Here is a 24,439-nt window from a genome sequence, read left to right on the forward strand (position 1 = left end):
GCAGAATTTGGCAAAGGCCTCGTTCCCATCCGGGAGCGGGGCCTTTTCCTTTGGTGGCCGTCAATTTGATCGAAATGCTTCAGACCGGCCCGCCACAATTGACCCTCCTCCGGCTTCTTGTTCGCATATGCAGCAATTTCCTTTCATCGCGCCGCATTGCAGCGTAGGATAGGCGACTGGCGCCGGTCCCGAATGCCCCCGGCCGCGCAGTCATGAGGGAAATTGAGATGCCGACAATCGCGATCGTCAGCCAGAAGGGCGGCTCGGGCAAAACCACGCTCGCACTTCATCTCGCCACTGCAGGAGCATACGCGGGCAAGAAAACCGTCGTCGTCGACACCGATCCACAAGCGACCGCCGCGGCCTGGGCCGACTGGCGCGGCGATTTCCTGCCCGAAGTCATCACCGCACCTCCCGCCCGGTTGGCCCGCACGGTCGAAAAGCAGATAAAGGCCGGCGTCGAGCTTGTCGTCATCGACACCCCGCCCCACGCCGACGCCTCTGCCCGTGAAGCGATCAAGGCCGCCGACCTTGTCATCGTGCCAAGCCGCCCGCGCGCATTCGATCTCCATGCGCTGGAAGCCACGGCTGAAATGCTCGGCTTCGTGGGCAAAGAAGGCCATGTCCTGATGAACGGCGTCCCCGCCCGCGCCACGCGGATGCTGGACGATGCGCGGGCGAAGGCCGAAGGACTGGGACTGAAAATCTGCCCCGTCATGTTCGGCGAACGCGCCGCATTTCACCATTCGTCCGGCGACGGCGAAGTCGCATCGGAACTTGATCCCGAAAGCAAGGCCGCGATGGAAGTCGACGAATTGTGGATCTGGGTTTGCGGCCAGACCGGCATGACACCCGGCACGGCGGCAAACGCCGACACATAAATTTGCCTGCGCGCGTCCTGACAATTTCTTGGGCCGGCGGGAATTTCGGTGTTACGCCCTCGCGCGGTCGCGCGTTGGGGAGAACCGGAATGAAGAAATTAGCATTGCTAGCGGCTTTCACTCTTGCCGCATGTTCGGGGGGCGAAGAAGCGCCCGCGCCCGCTCCTGAAGAAACCGCGACCACGGCGCCTGCAACAACTGCTGCCGTGGCGGCCATCGATGGCGGTTCGTCTGCCGGAACGTTCGAAGTGACATCGGCCGACGGTTCGACCAAGCTGACGCAGGTCCTTGCCGAAGACGGCACGCTGACGTCCACCGACGCCGAGGGCAAGGTCGTCACCGGCACGTGGACTCTCGACAAACCAGCGCATTATTGCTCGAAGCAGAGCGATGAGTCCGAGATGACCTGTTACACCGAGACTCTCGCCGAGGATGGCAAGTGGACCGCTACCAACGACGCCGATCCTGCCGATGTGTGGACTGTCGTGCGCGTCAAGTAGGTCTCCGATATCGGGCAAGAGAACGTCACCGCGCCGTGCGGGCGTTCTCTTGTCACCGATCGTTCAGCGCAAATCAGGCGCCGCCGCCTCCGCCCGCAGCATAGCAATGGCATCATCCAGCGTCATGACCTGCTGCTGCTGTTCGCCCAGTGTGCGGATCGCGACGGTGCCTTCGTCCGCCTCCCGCTTGCCGACGACAAGCAGGTGCGGGACTTTCGCGTGGGAATGTTCGCGCACCTTGTAGTTGATCTTCTCGTTCCGAAGATCGCTTTCCACCCGGATGCCCGCGGCCTTCAGCTTGGCCACTGCCTCTGTCGCGTAATCGTCGGCGTCGGACACGATGGTCGCCACAACGGCCTGAACCGGGGCGAGCCAGACCGGCAGGCGCCCTGCGAAATGTTCGATCAGGATACCGATGAAGCGTTCGTATGACCCAAAGATCGCCCGGTGCAGCATGACCGGGCGATGCTTGTCGCCGTCTTCGCCAACGTAAGTCGCATCGAGCCGTTCCGGAAGAACGCGGTCCGACTGGATCGTGCCGACCTGCCACGTCCTGCCGATCGCGTCGGTCAAGTGCCATTCCAGCTTCGGCGCATAGAACGCGCCCTCGCCCGGCAGTTCCTCCCAACCGAATTCCTCGGTTGCAAGGCCGGCTTCGACAACTGCGTTGCGCAGTTCGTTTTCGGCCTTGTCCCAATCGGCATCGCTGCCGAAACGCTGATCGGGGCGCAGGGCAAGCTTGATCGAATAAGTGAAGCCGAAGTGCTTGTAGACCCGATCCGCCAATTCGCAGAACGCGCGCACCTCGGCGACGATCTGGTCTTCGCGGCAGAAGATGTGCGCGTCGTCCTGCGTGAACTGGCGCACGCGCATCAGCCCGTGCAGCGCACCGTGCGGTTCGTTGCGGTGGCAACAGCCGTTTTCATAGATGCGCAAGGGCAGGTCGCGGTATGACTTGATGCCCTGACGGAAAATCAGGACATGCGCAGGGCAGTTCATCGGTTTGAGCGCCATCCAGTCGGCTTCGCCGCTGATGACCGGGCCCTCGTCTTCGGTGTTCGGCACTTCGTCGGGGATGACGAACATATTTTCGCGGTACTTGCCCCAGTGGCCGGACTGTTCCCACTGACGCGCGTCCATGACTTGTGGAGTCTTGACCTCGCGGTAACCCGCACCGTCGATGGCGCGGCGCATGTATGCTTCCAGCTCGCGCCAGATGACATAGCCGTGCGGGTGCCAGAAAACGCTGCCGTGCGCTTCTTCCTGAAGGTGGAACAGGTCCATCTCGCGGCCCAGCTTGCGGTGATCGCGCTTGGCTGCTTCTTCCAGCCGCGTCAGGTGCGCCGTAAGCTGCTTCTTGTTCAGCCAGCCGGTGCCGTAAATGCGGGTCAGCTGCGCATTGTTCTGATCGCCGCGCCAATAGGCTCCGGCGACGCGCATCAGCTTGAACGCCTGCGGGTCCAGCTTGCCGGTCGAAGGCAGGTGCGGCCCGCGACACATGTCGAGCCAGGCACCGTCCTCGTTGGGCTTGCCCGACCAATAGACGGTCAGTTCCTCGCCTTCGGGCAGTCCGGCGGCCCATTCGGCCTTGAAGGTTTCGCCGTCGGCAGTCCACTTGTCGATCAATTGCTGGCGGGACCATACTTCGCGGGTGAGCGGTTTGTCCGCCGCGATGATCTCGCGCATCTTGTCCTCGATCGCGGGAAGATCATCCATGCTGAACGATTCGCGCGTGGCCGGGGCCATGACGTCGTAATAGAACCCGTCGTCGGTCGACGGTCCAAAAGTGATCTGCGTGCCGGGCCACAATGCCTGAACCGCTTCGGCCAGAACGTGGGCGTAATCGTGCCGGGCCAATTCCAGCGCCTCATCCTCGTCGCGCGCGGTAACCAGCGCGAGCTGTGCGTCCCCGGTGAACGGGCGCGACAGGTCCACGAGTTCGCCATCGACCCTTGCGGCCAGCGCCGCCTTGGCAAGGCCGGGGCCGATCGCGGCGGCGACATCGGCGGGCGTGGAGCCGGCTTCCATTTCGCGCACCGAACCGTCGGGCAGGCTGATCTTCAGGAGTTGCGTCATCGTCTCTCGTCTCGAACCGTGGTGACGCGGGCCATGGCACATGGCGGCACGCGCGCAAAGGGGCCTGTGGGTTCCCACGGTGCTGGAGTCAGATCCCTCCGCTTGCTGCGCTTCGAAACCGAAACGACAAGGTCACGCGACGTAATGTCAATTAAGCTTGACTAACGCAGCGCGTTATGTCAATTACGCTTTACATCAGATCAAGGAGGCTTGACCAATGATCAAGAAGTTCACCATCATCTGGGCCGCTGCCGTCATCGGCATCGCGCTGCTCGACATCCTGACCGTACTACCGTCGGGGTCGACCAATGCTGCCGTGCTCACCTTCCCCGCGCTGGCGCTGGCGAACGGCAATTGCTTGCGGAGGTCGGCATGACGGGTACAAAATTCGGGTTGGCCGGTCGCCGGGCGTGGATCTGGGCCATCGCCTTTACCGGCGGCGCACTTCTGATCGCATGGGCCGAGCAGGCGGGGGTCATTGCGCCGCCATGGAACTGGCTGGCAATCTTCGTCGTCGCGCTCACCATCATTCCCTTGGCCCGCGCGACCAGCAACCGGCAGCGCGCCTGTGGTTCGCTGTCCCCTGCGATGCAGCGGTACAACAATCGCACGCTGGCTTGGGCGCTTGCCTATGTTGCGGGCGTCGCCATCGCGGTGATCGCGCGCGACAGGCTGGAACCGGAAGGGCCGCTGCTCTGGGCCATCGCCATCCTGCCTGCCCTGCCGATCCTCTACATGATCTGGACGATGGGGCGTTATCTGGTCGAGGAAACCGACGAGTATCAGAAGATGCGCCAAGTCCAGGCCGCGCTGGCGGGGCTCGGCGTATTGCTGGCGGTGGCGACCTTTGTGGGTTTTCTCCAGACGTTCGCCAACATCCCTGCCACCGCTGCATGGTGGGCGGTTCCGGTCTGGGCCATCGGCATGGGGCTGTACCAGCTTTTCCGCGCGCTGACCGAACGGGCGGAGGTGGAGCGATGAAGAACCGGCTCAAGGTCCTGCGCGCCGAACGCGATTGGAGCCAACAGGCGCTGGCCGATCTGCTGGAGGTTTCGCGGCAGAGCGTAAACGCCATCGAAACAGGCAAGTACGATCCCTCGCTCCCCCTCGCCTTTCGCATCGCCGACCTGTTCGCCTTGCCGATCGAGGAAATCTTCATCCGCAACTGACATCCGGCGACCCCACCTTGACTTCCCGCACGCCGCCGGGGAGTCTGGCGGCGGGGTCTAAATTTCGGGGGTCGCCAGTATCATGGACGAAAACACGCTGCGGTCGGAGGCTAATTCCGCCTTTGGCTTTTATGGCACTTGGCGCGAATTCGCACCGATCGCCTTTACCAACCTGCTGCTCATCATCGTGACGCTGGGCATCTATCGATTCTGGGCCAAGGCGCGCGAACGGCAGTACCTGTGGAGCCGGACGCGGTTCATCGACGAACGACTGGAATGGACCGGGACAGGCTTGGAACTGTTGATCGGCGCCCTGCTGGTGGTCGCGCTTTTCGTCATACCCTATGTTGTCGCCACGCAAATCGGTCAGGCGATGATCCTGCGCGGCGACAGTGTCGCGGGGGCGATCCTGTTCATCGCGCCTCTGCTGGCCATATTCTATTTGATGGGCGTGGCCCGATTCCGCGCGATCCGATATCGCCTTGGCCGCACCAACTGGCGCGGCATTCGCGGCGGCAGCGACGAACGCGGTTTTCGTTATGGCCTGTCGTCAATGTGGAAGACGATCGCGGGCTACCTGCCGTTCGGCCTCGCCATCCCGTGGTCGATGGTCAGCCTGTGGAACGAACGCTGGAACGCGATGAGCTTCGGCCCGATGCCGTTCCGTTCAACATCCTCCCCAGGGCCGCTGATGAAACGGTTCCTGCTGTTCTACCTCGCTCCCTTTCTGGCCGTGGCTGCCGCTGCTGCCGCGCTGCTGGCGATGGGACTTGGCATCGGGCTTGACGGTGACTTCGAACCCAAGCAAGCGCCAATCGGTTTTTTCATGGCGATCTTCGCCGCCGTTTTCCTGTTTTATTTCGTGCTCGGCTTTGTCTGGCTGGCCTATTTTGCAAAATTCTTTCGCACCGTCGTGGGCGGCATGACGCTGGGCGAGCTGGAATTCGAATTCGATGCCAAGACGTGGGACTGGATCAAGCTGGGGTTGGGCGACGTCGCCTTGCTCGTGGTGACGCTGGGCCTCGGCTTCGTCTTCCTTGGCTATCGCCACTGGAAATTCTTCGTCTCGCACATGCAGGCTTTTGGCGAGATCAACGTCGATGCCCTGACGCAATCGACCACCCGTCGCGACCGCCATGGCGAAGGGCTGCTCGACGCGTTCGACATGGGTGCGATCTGATGAGCAGGCATCGACGGATGCGGACGCGATGACCGGGGCCGAAGTCGCCGCGTTCTGGTATGATGGCCAAACCGCGCGGCGGCACGCAGGGGTCGTGCAATGGCGCGGCGGCGATGACCTGATCCTGCGCGGCGCGGATGGCGGCGACATGGCTGTCGCCATCGACGACCTGACTTACGTCGAACGCGGCGTGCTCGACGGCGCTTACTCGCGCCGGGCCGACGATGGCTTCCGCCTCGTCTTTACAGGGGCGGTTCCCGAAGAACTGGCCGCGCGCCTTCCGGGCGGGCAGAAATTCGGCAAGTGGATCGACCGGCTTGGCCTGCCCAAGGCGGCCGCCCTGTTCGCCGGAATCAGCGCCGTTCTGCTTGCCATCGTGCTGACCGCGCCGACATGGCTTGGCCCGCGCGTGCCGCAAAGCTGGGAGCGCAGGATCGGCGATGCGATGATCGGCGATCTCGGCAACCGGTTGTGCCATACGCCCGAAAGCGACGCGGCGATGGCGAAACTGGTCCAACAGCTCGATCCCGGCCGGCCCATAACGCGCGTCGGTATTGCCAATCTCGACATGGTCAACGCCGTAGCGCTTCCCGGCGGGCAAGTGCTGGTCTTCGACGGATTGATCCAGGAAGCGGAAAATCCCGATGAACTGGCAGGGGTGATCGGCCACGAAATCGGCCACGTGCGCGAACGCCACGTGATGCAGGCGATGTTGCGCCAGTTTGGCCTGTCCGTGCTTTTGGGCGGGCTGAATTCCGATATCGGAACCGGCGTGTTCGGCATCGCGGCGATGAGCTATTCGCGAGAGGCGGAGCGCGAGGCCGACATCTATTCGCGCGAACAACTCGCGCGATCCGACATTTCGCCCGCGGGCACGGCGGATTTCTTCGAATATCTGAAGGACGAATCCGGCGAAACCCCCGACTGGGCCAGCTGGATCGCCAGCCACCCCATGCCCGAAGAGCGAGAAGACGCCTTTCGCGACGCGGTGAAGAAGAACCACGCCTATAAACCCGCGCTGACCGGTGCCGAGTTCGCGGCGATCCGCGACGCATGCACCAACGACAAGGACGTGGAGGAGTTCGACTTCTTCTGAAGCGACACTACATAGGGCGGCGATGACCGTTCCCTACCTTCCCCCCATTCAACATTTCACCACCGATAACGGCCTGTCGGTCGCCTATCGCCATGCCGCTGGCAGCGCGCCGACGATCGTCTTCCTGCCCGGCTACATGTCCGACATGGAAGGCGGCAAGGCGGTGGCCGTGATGGCCGACGCCATGGCGCGCGGTCAGGCGTGCCTGCTGCTCGATTATTCGGGATGCGGGAATAGCGGGGGCGATTTTGCCGACGGCACCCTGTCACGCTGGCGGGACGAGGTCGTGGCGCTCATCGCCCATGTCGGCGCCGGCCTTGCCGACGTGCCGGTCGTGCTGGCGGGCTCCTCGATGGGTGGATGGCTGATGTTGTTGGTCGCTGAAAAGCTGGTCGCGATGGCCGGGCCGGATGCGGTGCGCGCGCTGGTCGGCATCGCGCCCGCGCCCGATTTCGTCGCCTGGGGCTATTCCGACGAACAGAAAGCGACACTGGAAGGCGGGGAAATCTGGCTGGAGGACAATAGCTACGGTCCTGAACCCACGCCCTATCACCCCGCATTTTATCGCGACGCACAGACCCATTTGCGGCTCGACACCGGGATCGGACTGTCGTGCCCTGTCCGCATCCTTCAGGGACAGCGCGATCCCGACGTGCCGTGGCAAACCGCTTTGCGGCTGGCCGAGGCGCTGGTCGCCGACGATGTGTGCATCCACCTGATCAAGGACGGTGACCACCGACTTTCCCGCGACGCGGATATCGCGCTGCTTCTTTCCACCGTGCGCGAGGTTTCGGCATGAAGATTTCAGTTCTGGATTTCGTTTCGGTCGTCGAAGGCGGCACCGTGTCGCAGGCGCTGGCCGAATCGGCTGACCTTGCAAAACTGGCCGAAGAGCTTGGCTGCCATCGGTTCTGGATCGCCGAACATCACGGCATGCCCGGGATCGCGAGTTCGGCGGTCGCGGTCTGCCTTGCCCACATCGGCCATGCCACCAGCACCATCCGCATCGGTTCCGGCGGGATCATGCTGCCCAATCACAGCCCGATGGTGATCGCCGAACAGTTCGGCACGCTGGACGCGCTGTTCCCAGGGCGCATCGATCTCGGCCTTGGCCGCGCGCCCGGCGCCGACCAGCGCATCGCGCAAATGTTGCGCAAGGACCTGCACAGCGCGGCGGAACGCTTTCCGCAGGACGTGGTCGAACTGCGCGCGCTGTTCGCAGGGGACGACCGCCTGCCGATGCAGGCCATGCCCGGCGCCGGAGCCTCACCCGAATTGTGGATGCTGGGCGCCAGCCTGTTCGGCGCGCAGCTCGCCGCGATGCTCGGCCTGCCTTATGCCTTTGCATCCCATTTCGCGCCCGCCGCGCTGGATGATGCGCTGGCCACTTATCGCCAAAATTTCCGCCCGTCCGAATCGCTAGACCGGCCGCATGTCATGGTCGCGGCCAACTGCTTTGCCGCCGACACGGTCGCCGAAGCGGAATTGCTGGCATCGTCGATGGACCAGTCTTTCGTCGCGCTGCGCACCGGCACACCCGGCCGCTTGCCACCTCCCGTGCCCGGCTATCGCGAAAGCCTGCCGCCTCAGGCGCTTGCGGGTTTGCGCGCCATGCGAGAGGTCAGCGCCATCGGCACCGCCGACGATGTAAGGGCCACGATCACCGCGCTGATCGCCCGCACCGAGGCCGACGAATTGGTGCTAACCGGGTCGACTTTCGACCCCAAGGCGAGGCACCATTCGCTGCGCATCGCGATGCAGGCGCTTGCCGGGCTGTAGCGACCGACCGTTTCCCAACCGATAGGACGATTGCGGGATTGAGCCGATCAGGTCTTGAACCGGGCGCATCCGGGCAGTAGCGCCCATACTCCGATGGAGGGAGACCGTATGGAAAACGCCGAAGTGCTGATCGTGGGGGCCGGACATGGCGGAGCGGCCGTGGCCGTTGCGCTGCGGCAACAAGGGTTCGATGGCAGCATCGTGATGGTCGGCCGCGAAAGCGAACCGCCTTACGAACGCCCGCCCCTGTCCAAGGAATACCTCGCCCGCGAAAAGGAATTCGAACGGCTGTACATCCGTCCGCCGCAGTTCTGGGCGGACAAGGGCATCGCCTTGCGCCTTTCGACCGCGGTCACGGCTGTCGATCCGCAGGCAAAGGTCGCCACGCTCTCCGACGGTTCGACGATGGGCTATTCGCATCTCGTCTGGGCCGCGGGCGGCGACGCGCGCCGGCTTTCCTGTTCCGGCGCGGACTTGAACGGCGTGCATGCGGTGCGCACCCGCGCCGACGCCGACCGGATGATGGCCGAAATCGACGCCGGCGCGAAACGGGCGGTCATTATCGGCGGCGGCTATATCGGGCTCGAAGCGGCGGCAGTGCTGCGCAAGCTTGGCATCGACGTCGTGCTGATCGAAATGCTGGACCGCGTGCTGGCGCGCGTCGCGGGCGAAGACCTGTCGCGGTTTTATGAAAAGGAACATCGCGACCATGGCGTCGACCTGCGGCTTGGCACCGGGGTCGAATGCATCGAAGGTGACGGACACAAGGTGACCGGCGTCAAGCTGGCCGACGGCAGCGTCGTTCCCGCCGACATGGTCATCGTCGGCATCGGCATCGTGCCCAGCATCGGCCCGCTGATCGTGGCGGGCGCGGCGGGCGCCAATGGCGTCGACGTCGACGAATTCTGTCGCACGACGCTCGAAGACGTCTATGCCATCGGCGACTGCGCGGCCCATGCCAACGATTTCGCCGAAGGCGCTGTCATTCGCCTCGAATCGGTGCAGAACGCCAATGACATGGCCAAGATCGTGGCGAAGGCGATCATGGGCGAAAAAGAACCGTACAAGGCGACGCCATGGTTCTGGTCGAACCAGTATGACCTGAAACTGCAGACCGTGGGACTTTCGATCGGCCATGACGAAACGGTTCTGCGCGGCGACCCCGCGACGCGCAGTTTTTCCGTCGTCTATCTCAAGGAAGGGCGCGTCATCGCGCTCGACTGCGTGAACAAGGTCAAGGATTACGTGCAGGGCAAGAAACTGGTCGAAAGCCGCGCAATAATCGATCGCGACATGCTGGCCGACGACAGCGTTGCGCTGAAGGAAATGGCTACGGCGTAACAGGCCCGAGCGCGATCCGGTCCAGCCGGGCGGCGGCCCAGTCCGCCGCCTCGGCCACGACCGGATCGCGATCGCTGCGTAATCCGGCGACCACGGAAATCAGCGCGGCATTGGCGCTGTTGCCTGCGGCGATCAGGCAATTTCGCATGAAACGGTCCCGCCCGATCCGCTTGATCGGAGAGCCCGAGAACAGCGCCCTGAACCCCGCATCGTCAAGCGCGAGCAGTTCAGTAAGACGCGGCGCTGCCAATTCCGCACGCGGCAGGAACGCCATGTTCGCCGCCGCGGCCTCAGCGAAACTGTTCCAGGGGCAGACCGCAAGGCAATCGTCGCAGCCATAAATGCGATTGCCCATCGCCTCGCGGAATTCGTGCGGGATCGGCCCCTTGTGTTCGATGGTGAGATAGGAAATGCACCGCCGCGCATCCACCACGCGCGGCGCAGGGAACGCATCGGTCGGGCATGCGTCCATGCATTTGCTGCACGATCCGCAACGGTCCACGTGGGCTTCGTCCACCGGAAGGTCGAGCGTGGTATAGATCGCGCCAAGGAACAGCCATGATCCATGCTGGCGACTGACCATGTTGGAATGCTTGCCCTGCCAACCGATTCCCGCAGCTTCGCCCAGCGGCTTTTCCATTACCGGCGCGGTGTCGACGAACACCTTCACCCCTGCATCCAGTCCGGCCCGCCGTGCTTCTTCGACCAGCCTGCGGGCGAGCCGCTTCAGCGCCTTTTTCACGACGTCGTGGTAATCGCGCCCCTGCGCATAGACCGAAATGCGCCCCAACTCGCCCCGGTCGGCCAGCGCCAGCGGATCGGCGGCGGGGGCGTAATTCATGCCCAGCGCGATCACCCGGCGCGCATCGGGCCACAGCGTTTGCGGCGCGGCGCGCTGATCCGCGCGGCCTTCCATCCATTCCATCGTCGCGTGGTTTCCGTCCTTCAACCAGTCGGTCAGACGGGCGGCGCGGGCAGGATCGGTGCCGGCATCGGCGATCCCGACGGCGGCGAAACCTTCCTCCGCCGCGCGCGCGATCAGCCTTTCGCGCAATTCCATCAGGACAGGACCGGTTGTTTCGGGCATGTGCGTTAACAGGTTCTTGCGGAATGATCGGCCATCGGGGGCAAATGTAAGTGCACAGGGACATGACCAAAAGCCCCAATCCATCCGAATTCGCCATCGCTTCGCCCGCACCGGATGCCGACACCGGCCCCCTGGCGATCGAGGCGCGCGATCTGGTAAAGCGATTCGACGGTACGATCGCGGTCGACGGCGTCGACATTTCAGTGCCCGCCGGCACGATTTTCGGCATCCTTGGCCCCAATGGCGCGGGCAAGACGACGACGCTGCGCATGTTGCTGGGCATCATCGATCCCGACAGCGGCACCCGCCGCGTGCTGGGCAGCGACAACCCTCACGCGATCGCCCACCGCATCGGCTACCTCCCCGAAGAACGCGGGCTTTATCCGGCGATGAAGGCGGTGGACGCCATCGCCTTTGTCGGCGCGCTGCGCGGATTACCGCGCGACGAAGGGCGCAGGCGCGGGCGCGAACTGCTTGAGGAATACGGTTTCGGCCATATCGCCGACCGTCAGATCCGCCAGATGTCCAAGGGGCAGGCGCAGACCGTGCAGCTGCTCGCCACGTTGGTCCACAAACCAGACCTGATCGTGCTGGACGAACCGTTTTCGGGTCTCGACGCGATCAGCCAAGGCCGGTTGGAAAAACTGATCCGCGGGCTTGCCATCGACGGGACTACGGTGATCTTTTCGACCCACGTGCTCAGCCATGCCGAACGCCTGTGCGAACGGATCGCGATCATCGCCGGGGGCAAGGTGCCGTTCCACGGCCTCGTTTCCACCGCGCGCGACCGGCTGCCGCCGCAAGTTCACCTTGAGACCCGCAATGTCGACGGCCCCTGGCGCGCGGCCCTGCCGCCGGAAGCGGAACCGCAATTACGGTCGACCGGCGGTGCGCTGTTCGATTTCAGCCTGACGGGAGAGGTCGAGCCGCTGTTGACCGCCCTGATCGAAGGGGGCGCGGGCATTCAGGCGCTGTCGATCGAAAGAGCAGGTCTGCACGACGCATTCGTCGCCATTGCCGGCGAGGCTGCGGCACGCGCGCTGGAACAGGACGCTGAAGGGGTCGCGCGATGAACATGAGCCATTCTGCTTTCAGTCGTTTCTGGCGTTCGATCATGGTCATCGCCAGCCGCGATTTCGGCGCGATCCTGTTCAGCCGGTCATTCATCTTCTTCCTGCTCGGTCCGCTATTCCCGGTCTTTGTTATCGGCATGGCAGGAGGCATCGGCGCCAGCGTCAGCGGCAAGGCCGTGACCCCGGTGCTGGGCATCGCGATGGAAGCGGCCGAAACCGATGCCTTTCTGGCCGCGCGCGACCGGCTTTCGGGGTCGGTAGCGCACTTGCCCGAAACGTTCATTGTTATCCGCCTGAAACCCGGCGAGCGCGTTATGGCCCGTTCGCTGCTCGAACGCGCGAAAAGCGGCAGCCCGGTCGTGGCGCTGCTGTCCGGCCCGCTCGCGAATCCGAAATTGACCGGTCCGGGCGGATCGGTGGACATGTGGAAAGGTCCCGTCGCCCTTATCGCGGCAGAGGCGTTGCGACCACAAAGCAGTACGCTGCCCTCCGTCACGGTCGACAAGACCATCAGCGCGCGCGCAGATACCGCCCGCAAACGCATCCGCACGGCACAGGCTTCGCAGACGCTGTTGTTCCTGCTGACGATGCTGCTTGCGGGCATGGTCATGTCGAACATGGTGGAGGAAAAGGCGAACAAGATCATCGAGGTGCTCGCCGCAGCGGTGCCGATGGACGCCGTGTTCTTCGGCAAGCTCATCGCCATGCTTGGCGTCAGCCTCGTCGGGCTGTCGGTGTGGGGCGTCGTGGGCCTTGCGATCATGCTCGCCGGTGGCGGCATTCCTTCATTCGCCCCGCCGGCTGTCGGCTGGCCGATGTTCGCGCTGCTCGGGCTGGTCTACTTCTCGTTCGCCTATCTCCTGCTCGGCTCGCTGTTCCTGACCATCGGCGGGCTGGCGGCAACCGTGCGCGAGGTTCAGACCCTGTCGATGCCGGCCACGATGCTGCAATTGCTGGTATTCTTCTTTGCCAGCTATGCGCTGGGCGCGATGGGCGAGCCGATCGAGCTGGCCGCAATCCTGTTCCCACTGACCTCTCCTTATTCGATGCTGGCGCGGGCGGCGGTCGAACCGGACCTGCTGCCGCATCTGGGCGCGATAGTCTGGCAGGCACTGTGCGTGACGCTGATCATCAAGGGCGGGGCGACCTTGTTCCGGCGCACGGTGATGAAGTCGGGACCGGCCGTGTCGCGCAACAGCTTTTTCCGGTGGCTGACGGGGCGGCGTAAACCGGCATGACCGCCGATCATTGTCCGTTCATCGCAGCCTAAGCGGTGAGCGAGTAGGACAACGACATGGCAAGATTTGCACGACGGACATTGCTGGGTATGTTGGCGGCAGGGGCAGCGGTGCCGATCCTTTCGGCCTGCGGATCGAAAGAGGCCGAGGCAAAGGGCAAGACCTTTCCCCTGCAACGGACCGACGCCGAATGGCGCAAGCGCCTGACGACGGATGAATACCGCGTCCTGCGTCAGGCCGGGACCGAGCGGGCCTATTCCTCACCGCTCAATGATGAAAAGCGTAGCGGGACTTATCGTTGCGCGGGCTGCGCGCATCCGCTGTTTTCATCGCGCACCAAATTCGAATCGGGCACCGGCTGGCCCAGTTTCTACGCTCCTATGAAGGGCGGGATCGTCACGACCACCGATTACAAGATCGGCTATCCGCGCACCGAAGTTCTGTGCGCCAATTGCGGCGGGCATCTGGGCCATGTCTTCAACGACGGGCCAAAGCCGACCGGCAAGCGTTATTGCATGAACGGCGTCGCGCTCGATTTCTCACCCGCTTGAACAATGGTCTCCTTTCCCCGTTCGACAAGGGCGTATTATCGGGCTAAGGCAGTGGCATGACCGCGGTACCGGCCACTCCCCTGCTCGACAACGTCACCACGCCAGACGATCTCCGCAAGCTGGAGCGCGCGCAATTGCGCCAGCTTGCCGACGAATTGCGAGCCGAGATGATCTCTGCCGTCGGCCAGACGGGCGGGCATCTCGGTTCGGGACTCGGCGTCGTGGAACTGACGACAGCCATCCATTACGTCTTCGACACGCCGACAGACCGGCTGGTCTGGGATGTCGGGCATCAGGCTTATCCCCACAAGATCCTGACCGGACGACGCGACCGTATCCGCACGCTGCGGCAGCCCGGCGGACTGTCCGGTTTCACCAAGCGCTCCGAAAGCGAATACGATCCGTTCGGCACGGCGCATTCGTCCACTTCAATCAGCGCAGCGCTGGGCTTTGCCATCGCGAACAAGCTTTCGGGCAGGCCCGGCAAGGGCATTGCCGTGATCGGCGACGGCGCGATGAGCGCGGGCATGGCTTACGAGGCGATGAACAACGCCGAAGCGGCAGGCAATCGCCTGATCGTCATCCTTAACGACAACGACATGTCGATCGCGCCACCAGTCGGCGGCCTTTCGTCGTATCTCGCGCGGCTGGTATCCAGCGGTCAGTTCCTTGGCCTGCGCGAACTGGCGAAACGTTTCGCGCGCAAACTGCCCCGCCCGCTGCACAATGCCGCGCGCAAGACCGATGAATTCGCCCGTGGCATGGCAATGGGCGGAACGCTGTTCGAAGAACTGGGCTTCTATTACGTCGGCCCCATCGACGGGCACGATCTCGACGCGTTGATCCCCGTGCTGGAAAACGTGCGCGACGCCGCCGAAGGGCCGTGCCTGATCCATGTCGTGACGCAAAAGGGCAAGGGTTACGGCCCGGCCGAGCAATCGGCAGACAAGTATCACGGCGTGCAGAAATTCAACGTCGTCACCGGCGAACAGGCGAAGTCCGCCAGCGGGCCGCCGTCGTATCAGAACGTGTTTGGCGAAACCCTTGCCAAGCTGGCCGAAACCGACGCGACGATCTGCGCCATAACCGCCGCTATGCCCAGCGGGACAGGCGTCGACAAGTTCGCCAAGGCGCACCCTGACCGCGCGTTCGATGTCGGCATCGCCGAACAGCATGCGGTGACTTTCGCCGCAGGGCTTGCGGCAGAAGGCATGCGCCCGTTTTGCGCCATTTATTCGACATTCCTGCAGCGCGCGTTCGATCAGGTGGTCCACGATGTCGCGATCCAGAACTTGCCGGTCCGCTTTGCGATCGACCGCGCGGGACTGGTCGGCGCGGATGGCGCAACGCACGCCGGATCGTTCGACGTGACGTACCTGGCCACTTTGCCCAATTTTGTGGTCATGGCCGCAGCGGACGAGGCGGAACTGGTCCACATGACCTATACCGCCGCATGCCACGACAGCGGGCCGATCGCGTTCCGCTATCCGCGCGGCTCGGGCGTCGGGGTCGATATGCCCGAAACGCCGCAATTGCTGGAAATCGGCAAGGGCCGGATCGTCCGCGAAGGATCGAAGGTCGCTATCCTGTCGCTAGGCACCCGTCTTGCAGAAGCGTTGAAAGCCGCCGACCAGCTTGAGGCCAAGGGCCTTTCAACCACGGTCGCCGACATGCGCTTTGCCAAGCCATTGGACGAAGACCTGATCCGCAAACTGGCCGCAAGCCATGAAGTGCTGGTGACGATCGAGGAAGGCTCCATCGGCGGGCTTGGCGCGCACGTCCTGACGCTGGCGAGCGATGAGGGGCTGACCGATGCCGGGCTGAAGATCCGCACGATGCGCCTTCCCGACATGTTCCAAGACCAGAACGCACCCGAAAAGCAGTACGAAGAAGCGGGCCTGAATGCGCCCGATATCGTCGATACGGTGCTGAAAGCGCTGCGCCACAACAGCGCCGGCGTGGAAGAAGCGCGGGCCTGAGAATCCGCCTATGCGTTGCGAAGCGCGGCGTAGGCGCCGTAGCTGGCCACGCAAAACGGCACTATGAAAGTGAGCGCTGCTCGCCACCATACCACGCCCTGCATGTCCAACAGACGATCCCCTTGATTGATCAGGTTGAGTATCAAACCGACAATCAGCGCCACGGCCAGCGAACGCCGCAGCATCGGCCATGCGAATACCAGCCCAAAATCGCCCTCTTGGGTGACACGCCTTATCTCGGGCTTGGATCGCGCCCGGGGTGAACCCCTGCCGCTTGCGGTTCGGCCAGTTCCTCGGTGCCTGCAAGCTCACCGTCTTCCAACGTGTCGAGATGCATCCACCGCTTCACGATGGGCGACAACATCAGTACGACGGCGCCGATGCCGATGGTCCACCAACCGATGGTGGCATAGATTGAAAGCGTCAGTTCCTTGCTCATCTCGCCGCTTTCGCCGCCCGTCGCTTCGCCGATCTTGCCGGCAACGAAATTGCCGACCGCGGTCATGTAGAACCACGCGCCCATGATGAAGCTGCCAAGGTGCAGCGGGGCGAGCCGGGTCATGGCCGACAGGCCGACCGGCGACAGGCAAAGCTCGCCCGTGGTGTGCAACAGGTAGATCAGGAACACGAACATGACACTGGTCATCACCGCCGGATCGCCCGTGCCCGCACCCCATGTAAACACAAGGAAGCCCAGCCCGACCTGAAACAGCGCCAGCGCGAACTTTGCCGGTGCCGAAGGTTCAAGCCCGCGCTTGCCAAGATATTGCCACAGCGCGGCGAAGAATGGGGCGAAGACGACGATGTAGATCGGGTTGATCGACTGGAACAACGAGGTCGGAACGCCGCCCCGGTCCACGAACTTGTCGGTGTAAAGCGAAAGCGAGCCGCCTGCCTGTTCAAACAGGCCCCAGAACACCGGGTTCAGGGCGATCAGGAAAAGGATCGCAAATATGCGCTCTCGCGCCTCCTTCGGCAGTTTGAACGCCTCGTACAATGTATAGGCAAGCATTCCGACGCCGGTGGCGATCAACAGCGTCTGGATCACATCCTGGAACTGGATCAAGGCCCAGATCACCGCGACCGACCCGATGCCGACCGCGTAAAGCAAGATTTCACGTCCACGCGCTAGCGGGACGGGTGGTTCGCCCTTGCCGCGCAAGGCCGGTTTGCCGATTACGAAGATGATCAGGCCCGCGACCATGCCGATGCCCGCAAGCCCGAAGCCCCACGACCAACCGATCGTCTCGCCCAGATAACCGACGAGGATCGTACCCAGCGCCGCGCCCACGTTCACGCCCATGTAGAAGATGGTATAGGCCGAATCGCGCCGCCCGTCGGTCATCCGGTAAAGCTGCCCCACGATGACCGAGATGTTCGCCTTCAGGAATCCGGAACCCACGATGATCAGCGCCAGCGCCATCCAGAACACGTTGATCGCAAAATCCGCCTGCTTGACGGTGGGATCGGTCGCGCCTTGCATCCCTTCGTAAGCCATGAACAAGTGGCCGAAGGCGAGCACGACGCCGCCGAACAGCACCGCCTTGCGCTGCCCCAGCCAGCGATCGGCGAGATAGCCGCCCAGCACCGGGGTAATGTAAACGAGGGAGGTATAGGCGCCGTAGATCAGGTTCGCCTTGCCGTCGTTGAACAGCCAGAACTTGGTGAGGTACAGAATCAGCAGGGCGCGCATTCCGTAATAGGAAAACCGCTCCCACATTTCGGCATAGAACAGGACGAACAGCCCGCGCGGGTGGCCCAGCACTTCTTCGCTGCGCCGCATGGCAAGCGCGCCGCCGATGGCCAACACGGCGAACAGCGCGACCGCTGCGATCGCGGCGATCCAGTCGCCTTCGTTCCACGAGCCCATGTCTTTCATGCTGTCCGCCATCCCTGCTCTATCTTGTCCGGATGGTTGCGAGACTTAGCGCCCAACGCGCGGTTGTGAAGCATTTTGTTGCAATTGTGACCAGTCTCGTTCGCGGCAGGAACGGGCTGTCGCAAAGGGCGCGCGAACTTGACCCGACACGGTGTATTATGGCACTAGACCACCTATGGCTCGCCCCACCGGCCCCCAGGCGACACGCCCCGTTTACCTGCGACTTCGCGACCAGATCGCCGCTGCGATCATCGACGGCCGCTATCGCGAAGGCGAACTGTTGCCGTCTGTGCGGGCCTTCGCTGCGGAACAGGGTGCAAACCCTCTGACGGTGGCGAAATCGTACCAGCAGTTTCAGGACGACGGCCTGTTGGAAGTCCGGCGCGGGATCGGCATCGCGGTTGTCCCCGGCGCACGCGGACGACTGCTCGCGGCAGAACGTGACCAGTTCCTGCGCGAAGAATGGCCATCGGTCGCGGAACGGATAAGGCTGCTAGACCTCGATCTGGATGAACTGTTGTTGCACCAGTCCTGATCCGCGCCAATTGTTGGTGATGCGCCGCCTGAAAGCATCGCGAAATCTTGTCGCTTGCGTTTAACATTGCATGGCCGCGCTGTGAGTGGCAAAGTCACCCATGTCCTTTCCTACGCTTGATTTTCCCGTGTTTGGGTTTCATGCGAGTGGCAAGGCATTGAACAGCCGGTCTCCGGGGGAATTGGGGGGACTTGCCGACAATGGCTGTTGCCGTCCATGTGGCAGCAACTGTCGATGGGGTCGCTACTCACGATAGACGGGGTTGTCATGATTAGATCCGAACTTATTCAGGCCTTGGCCGAAGAAAACCCGGAACTTCGGCCCGAAGAGGTCGAATCCGTGGTCACCTGTTTCTTCGATGCCATCGCCGAACGGCTGGCCAATGGGGGGCGGGTCGAGCTGCGCGGTTTCGGCGCCTTTTCCACGCGGGAACGGGCCGCACGAACGGGCCGGAACCCACGCACGGGCACGACGGTAGAAGTGCCAGGCAAGCGCGTCCCTTATTTCAAGGCGGGCAAGGACATGCGCGATCGGTTGAACACCGACTGATCGCAACTTTCCGCGCCATGGCGCCCTAACTGCGCATCGGGCCATCGCTTCGGCCAATCGCTTCGAAATGTCGTTTTTAATAGAGTCGGCGATTGCACGGTGTTGCGCCGCGCCCTAGTGCTGCGCTCGTTGCGGACGTGGCGGAATGGTAGACGCCGGGGACTTAAAATCCCCTGTACTTTGTACGTGCGGGTTCGAGTCCCGCCGTCCGCACCACCAACGGCGCGCAATTCCTGAATTTGCGGTCGAACCTGCCAATTCCTTAATACGCAACTTATTCGGTTTAGGGGTTTTTTCACCCTCGAAAGCCATAGTGCGTTAACGCGATTGCGCCATATCTCGGGCTATTGATCCCGGGGTAGCGTCGACCCCGGGCGGCAGCATCGGCGGCGACGGGGGAACCGGCACAATGAACGATTTGAGCCAAGCGCAATTCGCGTCCGTCAGACCGGCACTGGACTTTGGCCGCAAGCCAGAACGGATGCCGATCATCAGGACTGCCAAGTTGATCTTTGCCGGCGGCGAATACCCATGCGTGCTGCGCGACATTTCGGGCAAGGCGCTGCGGGTCAAGCTGTATGGCGCACCGCTGCCCGACGACGGCAATCCGTTCTGGCTCGAATTCGGCGATGGCGACCGGTTCGAGGTTTCGTTGATCTGGGTTCAAGACGATCAGGCCGGTCTCGCGTTTGCCGAAAGCAACGACCTGCTATCGCTGATCGGCGAAAAGGGTCCGTTCCGCAAACGCGCCATTCGCATCGCAGTGGATCTGCCCGCCAGCATCAAGTCGCTTGGGCGGACCATTGGCGTGGTCATCCGCGACATTTCGCACGAAGGCGCGCAGATCGAAACACCGGACCTGTTTTCGATGGACCAGCAACTCAGGCTCGATATTCCGGCTCTGGGCGAGGTTTATACCAAGGTGCGCTGGCGCCAGAATCCGCACTATGGCCTCGCCTTCCTCGAGACATTCAGGTTCGAACAAATCGCCGTGGTCGCGGCAAACCTGCAAGCGATTTCGCAAGGGTGGCGCGACCGGGCGCCCGTTGGCGTTGCATCCAACAACGTTGCGGCATGATCGGCGCCGTTCTGCAATAGCGGCGTCAGCAACCTGTAATTACATACCTTGAAAGTTGCGTGTTAACTTCCTCTTAGCCATTTTCCTGCAGGATTTACCTAGGGCCGCTGCAAAGGTCCTACGAGATATCCACGGGGGGCACAGTGCAGAACGGCAACAATTCGGAAGGGACCATCCAGGAACTGGATGTTGACGTCGTCATCATCGGGGCTGGCCCTGCTGGTTTGACGGCGGGTTACCTGCTGACGAAGGCCGGGAAGTCGGTCGCCATCATCGAAAAAGACGAGCGTTACGTCGGCGGCATCAGCCGCACGGTGGAGCACGAAGGCTACCGCTTCGACATCGGCGGACATCGTTTCTTTTCGAAATCGAAGGCCGTGGTCGATCTGTGGAACGAGATTCTGCCCGACGACTTCATTTCGCGCCCGCGGATGAGCCGGATTTATTACGAGGGCAAGTTCTACTCGTATCCGCTCCGCGCGTTCGAGGCACTGCGTAATCTCGGCATCTGGCGTTCGACTTTGTGCATGGCCAGCTTTGCCAAGGCGCAGGTATTCCCGCGCAAGCAGGTAAAAAGCTTTGAGGACTGGACGGTCAACCAGTTCGGCGAAAAACTCTATTCGATCTTCTTCAAGACCTACACCGAGAAGGTGTGGGGCATGCCCTGCGACGAGATGAGCGCCGACTGGGCCGCTCAGCGCATCAAGGGGCTGTCGCTGTGGGGCGCGGTGACCGATGGGCTGAAGCGTTCGCTCGGCCTGAACAAGCGTCCGAACGACGGCATGCAGACCAAGACCCTGCTGGAGGAGTTCCGCTATCCGCGGCTTGGCCCCGGCATGATGTGGGAAGCCGCGCGCGACAAGGTTCGCGATGGCGGCAACCAGGTTTTGATGGGGCACGCATTGCGCCGGCTTGCCGCCGATACAAAGGGCGGCTGGCGCCTGCACGCCACGATAGCCGCCGGTGGCGAACGGGTGATCCGCGCCCGCCATGCAATTTCCAGCGCGCCCATGCGCGAATTGGCCGCGCGGTTGGCCCCGGTGCCCGCATCGGTGCTCGACGCCAGCGACCTGAAGTATCGCGACTTCCTGACCGTCGCATTGAAGGTGCCTTCAAAGGATCTGTTCCCAGACAACTGGATCTACATCCACGATTCAAAGGTGCAGGTCGGCCGCATCCAGAATTTCCGTTCGTGGTCGCCCGAGATGGTGCCCGATCAGGGGGTCGCCTGTGTCGGCCTCGAATATTTCTGTTTTGAAGGCGACGGGCTGTGGGCATCGTCGGACGACGATCTGGTAGCGCTGGCCAGCAAGGAAATGGCGATCCTGGGGCTTTGCGATCCGGCCGACGTCATCGGCGGTTCGGTGGTGCGGCAGGAAAAGGCCTATCCGGTCTATGACGAATTTTACGCAGCGCGCGTCGCCACGATGCGCGAAGAGCTCGAAGCCAAGCACCCGACGCTGCATCTTGTCGGCCGCAACGGGATGCATCGCTACAACAATCAGGATCACGCGATGATGACCGCGATGCTGACGGTGGAAAACATCATCGCCGGGACGCGGATCTACGACACATGGTGCGTGAACGAAGACGCCGAATACCATGAGGCCGGCGCCGAAGGGCACGAGGCCGAATTGCCGCGATATTCCGCCGAAGATCGCGCCGCCGCGCTGTCCAGCATGCGTGACGTGCCCGAACCGGCCGTTGCGGACCGGCAGAACGCGGCGTGATCGAAGCTGCGCCCCTGCGCCGATTTGTCGCCTATGGTTTCGCCAGCGTCGCGGCGCTGGGTATCGACGTCGCGACGTTCCTTGCCCTGATGGCGATGGGGCTGACCGCGCCGATTGCGGCCGTGGGCGGCTATGGCCTCGGCATCTTTGCGCACTGGTTTGCATCAAGCCGCTTCGTCTTTGCCGGCCGGGTTGCCGAAACCGGACGCCACCGCGCCGCGCAACAGGGGCTGTTCGTGGCTTCGGCGCTGGTCGGTATGGCCATTACCTGGGGCGTCGTCGCGTCCGCCACGGCTGTCGGCCTTGATCCGCGCCTTGCCAAGCTGGGCGCGATCGGCGCAAGCTTTGTGGCCACTTTCGTCCTGCGCTGCCGGTTCGTATTCAACGAACGCATGGCAGAGGCATCGGTTGAAGCCTGACTGAAGATGGAGGGGACCGTCTTCGGAGAGCGCCGCCGCCCCCTGATCGCGCGCGAGCTGTTGAAGCGGGTCACGATCGTATGGGTGCTGCTGGCGATCCTGCTGACCGTTTCCGGGCTTCCTGCGATTGTGGGTCATCGTTTCGTCGATGGTGACGACATCCTGCGCCTTTTGGAAGTGCGCGACTGGCTGGCTGGCCAATCTTGGTTCGACGTCACCCAGTATCGCATCGCCCCGCCCGACGGGACGGCGATGCACTGGACCCGGTTGGTCGATATTCCACTCGCTTTCGTGACGATCCTGTTCGCGCCGTTCGTCGGCATGGGCCCGGCCGAACATGTCGCCGCAGTGCTGGTGCCGCTGATCACGCTGTTCTTCGTGCTGTTGCTGATCGGGCGGATGAGCTGGCGGCTGTTCGACGAGGAATCCACGGGACTGTCGTGCCTCGTCGCGGCCATGGCCCTTCCTTTGTTGCACCAATTGCGCCCGATGCGGATCGACCACCACGGTTGGCAGGTCGTCTGCGGCCTTGTCGCGGTGAATGCGCTGATGGGCCGAGAGCCCAAGCGGTCGGGATGGGTCGCCGGTTTCGCCATGGCGGTCTGGCTGGCGATATCGCTGGAAGCCTTGCCGATGATCGCGGTGATCATGGGCATCGCCCTGGCGCGGTGGCTGCGTTGCTGGGAACAGCGGGCGTGGCTCGTATCCATGCTGCAGTCGATTTTCGTCGGTTCCGCCCTGATCTATGTCGCCACGCGCGGCTTTGCCATGACCAGCTATTGCGATGCCATGTCACCGATGCAGCTGGCCGCATTGGGCATCGTGGCTATCGGCGCGACGGGTCTTGGCCGCGTTTCGCAGCGGCCCAACGTGTTCGTATTTCTCGTGCTCGGCACTGTCGGGCTGGCTGCGGTGGCTGCCGCTCTGCAGATTGCGCCCCAATGCACGAGCGGCGCTTTTGCCGATCTCGACCCGATTACGCGCGACATGTGGCTGGCCAATGTGCGCGAAAGCCGGGCGATCTGGGAACAGCTGCCATCAACCGGCCTTCAGATCGCGCTGCCGCCGTTAGTCGCGCTGTTCGTTTCGCTGGGCCTAGCCGCGCGCACCGGCGCGTGGGTGCATCGCTGGCATCTCGAATATGCGGTGCTGCTGGCCGCAGCGCTGGTGCTCGCCTGTCTTGTCGGTCGGGCTGGAGCCTTTGCCGCAGCCCTGGCCGCAGTGCCGCTGGGCTACCAGTTGAAACAGTGGCTGCGCGCGATCCGCAACCTGCACCGTCCGGGCAAGCAGGCGATGGCTGCCGTCGGCATCATCGCCGCGCTGTTGCCGACCCTGCCGCTCACCGTGCTGATGCTCGCCACGCCGAGCAATGCGGCTCCCCCGCACACGAACGCCGACGCCACGCCGTGCGAAATGGGACCGGCGCTGACCGCCATCGGCGACCGCCCGCGCAACTTGCTCGCACCGATCGATCTTGGCCCGCAAATCCTGCTGGAAAGCCCGCACCGGGTCGTGGCCACCGCGCATCACCGCGCCGGCAAGGCCATCAGCGACAATATGCGCGCCTATATCGAACCGGCTGACGCGGCCCACGCGATCATCGCCAAACGGAAGGTCGATTATGTGATGGTCTGCGCCTCGCTGCCGGAATTCACGGTCTATCGCCAGGCAGGTCGCGACGGGCTGGTCGATGGGCTGCTACGCGGCAATACCCCCGACTGGCTGCAACCGGTGCAGACGGCGGACGAAGGCGTGCTGTTGTGGAAAGTCGTCGGCTGACCGGTCAGCCGGTGCAGGACGAACAAGTCCCGCGCAGTTCGACCACGGTCTTGAGATCGGCGAAACCCGCCGCGGCGGCGGCTGCGCGCAATCCTTCGGTCAGGCGATCGTCGTCGACATGCTCGGCCCGCCCGCAATCGTCGCAGATCAGAAAGATGCAATCGTGGCGGCACCCCGGATGGCGGTTCGCCAGATAGGCATTCGCACTTTCGATCCGGTTGGCGAGGTTAGTCCGCACGAACAGGTCGAGAATGCGATAGACGCTGTTGGGGGCGACCCGTTTGCCACGCTTCGCCGAAAGCGCGTCGGCAATGTCGTATGCAGAAGCCGGAGCATCCTGAGAAGCCAGCGCATCGAAAACGTCGGCGCGCATCCCGGTCCACTGTTCGCCCGCATCGGTCAGCGCGGCACGCGCGGCGCGGACGAGCGCGGCGCCGCTATGTTCGTTATGCGCGTGACGGTGATCGGTGGTGGTCCCCATGTCCATGAATATAGGTGCCTCGGCGCGGCCTGTCAGCCC

General features: G+C 63.3%; 25 protein-coding genes and 1 tRNA gene. 21 read left to right on the top strand and 5 right to left on the bottom strand.

The features are described from left to right. Positions 1-212 precede the first annotated feature (212 nt). Positions 213-881, top strand: coding sequence for a ParA family protein (locus EKN06_RS08885; RefSeq protein ID WP_240654702.1), 669 nt, complete (start codon positions 213-215; stop codon positions 879-881). Between the two features lie 89 nt (positions 882-970). Next, a complete protein-coding gene (locus tag EKN06_RS08890; RefSeq protein WP_127612547.1) occupies positions 971-1,381 on the top strand; it encodes a hypothetical protein in 411 nt (136 codons plus the stop codon). 63 nt (positions 1,382-1,444) lie between these two features. Here EKN06_RS08890 and thrS read toward each other — a convergent pair whose 3' ends face one another. Continuing rightward, positions 1,445-3,457, bottom strand: coding sequence for a threonine--tRNA ligase (gene thrS, locus EKN06_RS08895; protein WP_127612548.1), 2,013 nt, complete (start codon positions 3,455-3,457; stop codon positions 1,445-1,447). Between the two features lie 217 nt (positions 3,458-3,674). Here thrS and EKN06_RS15660 point away from each other — a divergent pair, with 217 nt between their 5' ends. From EKN06_RS15660 to EKN06_RS08930, 8 genes are all read left to right on the top strand, one after another. After that, complete coding sequence (locus EKN06_RS15660; protein WP_164844009.1) at positions 3,675-3,833, top strand: hypothetical protein; 159 nt, start codon at positions 3,675-3,677, stop codon at positions 3,831-3,833. Continuing rightward, positions 3,830-4,438, top strand: a complete 609-nt coding sequence (locus EKN06_RS08900; RefSeq protein WP_127612549.1) for a hypothetical protein — start codon at positions 3,830-3,832, stop codon at positions 4,436-4,438. The genes EKN06_RS15660 and EKN06_RS08900 overlap by 4 nt, the downstream gene beginning before the upstream one ends. Next, the gene (locus EKN06_RS08905) at positions 4,435-4,626 is read left to right on the top strand and encodes a helix-turn-helix transcriptional regulator (protein ID WP_127612550.1); all 192 of its coding nucleotides are present in this window, start codon (positions 4,435-4,437) and stop codon (positions 4,624-4,626) included. The genes EKN06_RS08900 and EKN06_RS08905 overlap by 4 nt, the downstream gene beginning before the upstream one ends. An 82-nt stretch (positions 4,627-4,708) precedes the next feature. Next, positions 4,709-5,806, top strand: coding sequence for a YjgN family protein (locus EKN06_RS08910; protein ID WP_127612551.1), 1,098 nt, complete (start codon positions 4,709-4,711; stop codon positions 5,804-5,806). Then, positions 5,763-6,902 (top strand): M48 family metallopeptidase, encoded by a 1,140-nt coding sequence (locus tag EKN06_RS08915; RefSeq protein ID WP_240654703.1) that lies wholly within the window; start codon positions 5,763-5,765, stop codon positions 6,900-6,902. Before EKN06_RS08910 ends, EKN06_RS08915 begins: the two co-directional genes overlap by 44 nt. Before the next feature lie 22 nt (positions 6,903-6,924). Then, positions 6,925-7,701 carry an alpha/beta hydrolase gene (locus tag EKN06_RS08920; protein WP_127612553.1) on the top strand — a complete coding sequence of 259 codons (777 nt, stop codon included), beginning with the start codon at positions 6,925-6,927 and terminating at the stop codon, positions 7,699-7,701. Next, the gene (locus EKN06_RS08925) at positions 7,698-8,681 is read left to right on the top strand and encodes an LLM class flavin-dependent oxidoreductase (RefSeq protein ID WP_127612554.1); all 984 of its coding nucleotides are present in this window, start codon (positions 7,698-7,700) and stop codon (positions 8,679-8,681) included. The genes EKN06_RS08920 and EKN06_RS08925 overlap by 4 nt, the downstream gene beginning before the upstream one ends. Positions 8,682-8,789: 108 nt before the next feature. Then, positions 8,790-10,022, top strand: a complete 1,233-nt coding sequence (locus EKN06_RS08930; protein WP_127612555.1) for an NAD(P)/FAD-dependent oxidoreductase — start codon at positions 8,790-8,792, stop codon at positions 10,020-10,022. Here EKN06_RS08930 and queG read toward each other — a convergent pair. Next, the gene (gene queG, locus EKN06_RS08935) at positions 10,012-11,109 is read right to left on the bottom strand and encodes a tRNA epoxyqueuosine(34) reductase QueG (protein WP_420810784.1); all 1,098 of its coding nucleotides are present in this window, start codon (positions 11,107-11,109) and stop codon (positions 10,012-10,014) included. The genes EKN06_RS08930 and queG overlap by 11 nt on opposite strands. Before the next feature lie 62 nt (positions 11,110-11,171). Between queG and EKN06_RS08940 the strand changes: the two genes are divergently transcribed. Genes EKN06_RS08940 through dxs form a run of 4 tightly spaced genes read left to right on the top strand, consistent with a single transcriptional unit; the run spans position 11,172 to position 15,950 of the window. After that, positions 11,172-12,182, top strand: coding sequence for an ABC transporter ATP-binding protein (locus EKN06_RS08940; protein ID WP_127612556.1), 1,011 nt, complete (start codon positions 11,172-11,174; stop codon positions 12,180-12,182). 2 nt (positions 12,183-12,184) lie between these two features. Beyond that, entirely contained in the window at positions 12,185-13,420 is a 1,236-nt protein-coding gene (locus tag EKN06_RS08945; protein WP_240654704.1) for an ABC transporter permease, read from the top strand. Between the two features lie 56 nt (positions 13,421-13,476). Further along, on the top strand, positions 13,477-13,971 hold the full coding sequence (gene msrB, locus EKN06_RS08950) for a peptide-methionine (R)-S-oxide reductase MsrB (protein WP_127612558.1): 495 nt from the start codon (positions 13,477-13,479) through the stop codon (positions 13,969-13,971). Positions 13,972-14,027: 56 nt separating this feature from the next. Next, on the top strand, positions 14,028-15,950 hold the full coding sequence (gene dxs, locus EKN06_RS08955; protein WP_127612559.1) for a 1-deoxy-D-xylulose-5-phosphate synthase: 1,923 nt from the start codon (positions 14,028-14,030) through the stop codon (positions 15,948-15,950). Between the two features lie 8 nt (positions 15,951-15,958). Here dxs and nrtS read toward each other — a convergent pair whose 3' ends face one another. Beyond that, positions 15,959-16,135, bottom strand: coding sequence for a nitrate/nitrite transporter NrtS (gene nrtS, locus EKN06_RS15665; protein ID WP_164844010.1), 177 nt, complete (start codon positions 16,133-16,135; stop codon positions 15,959-15,961). A gap of 47 nt (positions 16,136-16,182) precedes the next feature. Then, positions 16,183-17,829, bottom strand: a complete 1,647-nt coding sequence (locus tag EKN06_RS08960) for a peptide MFS transporter (RefSeq protein ID WP_127612560.1) — start codon at positions 17,827-17,829, stop codon at positions 16,183-16,185. A gap of 175 nt (positions 17,830-18,004) precedes the next feature. On the opposite strand from EKN06_RS08960, the gene EKN06_RS08965 reads away from it, so the two are divergent. From EKN06_RS08965 to EKN06_RS08995, 7 genes are all read left to right on the top strand, one after another. After that, on the top strand, positions 18,005-18,364 hold the full coding sequence (locus EKN06_RS08965; protein WP_127612561.1) for a GntR family transcriptional regulator: 360 nt from the start codon (positions 18,005-18,007) through the stop codon (positions 18,362-18,364). A 267-nt stretch (positions 18,365-18,631) separates the two neighbouring features. Continuing rightward, positions 18,632-18,913: an integration host factor subunit beta gene (locus EKN06_RS08970; RefSeq protein ID WP_127612562.1), complete on the top strand. Its 282-nt coding sequence runs from the start codon at positions 18,632-18,634 to the stop codon at positions 18,911-18,913. 131 nt (positions 18,914-19,044) lie between these two features. Then, positions 19,045-19,129, top strand: a tRNA-Leu gene (locus tag EKN06_RS08975). Between the two features lie 193 nt (positions 19,130-19,322). Next, complete coding sequence (locus EKN06_RS08980) at positions 19,323-19,991, top strand: PilZ domain-containing protein (RefSeq protein WP_127612563.1); 669 nt, start codon at positions 19,323-19,325, stop codon at positions 19,989-19,991. Between the two features lie 143 nt (positions 19,992-20,134). After that, the gene (locus EKN06_RS08985) at positions 20,135-21,721 is read left to right on the top strand and encodes an NAD(P)/FAD-dependent oxidoreductase (RefSeq protein WP_127612564.1); all 1,587 of its coding nucleotides are present in this window, start codon (positions 20,135-20,137) and stop codon (positions 21,719-21,721) included. After that, positions 21,718-22,140, top strand: a complete 423-nt coding sequence (locus EKN06_RS08990; protein ID WP_127612565.1) for a GtrA family protein — start codon at positions 21,718-21,720, stop codon at positions 22,138-22,140. Before EKN06_RS08985 ends, EKN06_RS08990 begins: the two co-directional genes overlap by 4 nt. A 6-nt stretch (positions 22,141-22,146) precedes the next feature. Continuing rightward, positions 22,147-23,919: a hypothetical protein gene (locus EKN06_RS08995; protein ID WP_127612566.1), complete on the top strand. Its 1,773-nt coding sequence runs from the start codon at positions 22,147-22,149 to the stop codon at positions 23,917-23,919. A gap of 4 nt (positions 23,920-23,923) precedes the next feature. On the opposite strand, the gene EKN06_RS09000 is transcribed toward EKN06_RS08995, so the two are convergent. Beyond that, the gene (locus EKN06_RS09000; RefSeq protein ID WP_127612723.1) at positions 23,924-24,400 is read right to left on the bottom strand and encodes a Fur family transcriptional regulator; all 477 of its coding nucleotides are present in this window, start codon (positions 24,398-24,400) and stop codon (positions 23,924-23,926) included. Between the last annotated feature and the right edge of the window lie 39 nt (positions 24,401-24,439).

This window comes from Croceicoccus ponticola (assembly GCF_004004515.1).
GTDB classification, from domain to species: domain Bacteria; phylum Pseudomonadota; class Alphaproteobacteria; order Sphingomonadales; family Sphingomonadaceae; genus Croceicoccus; species Croceicoccus ponticola.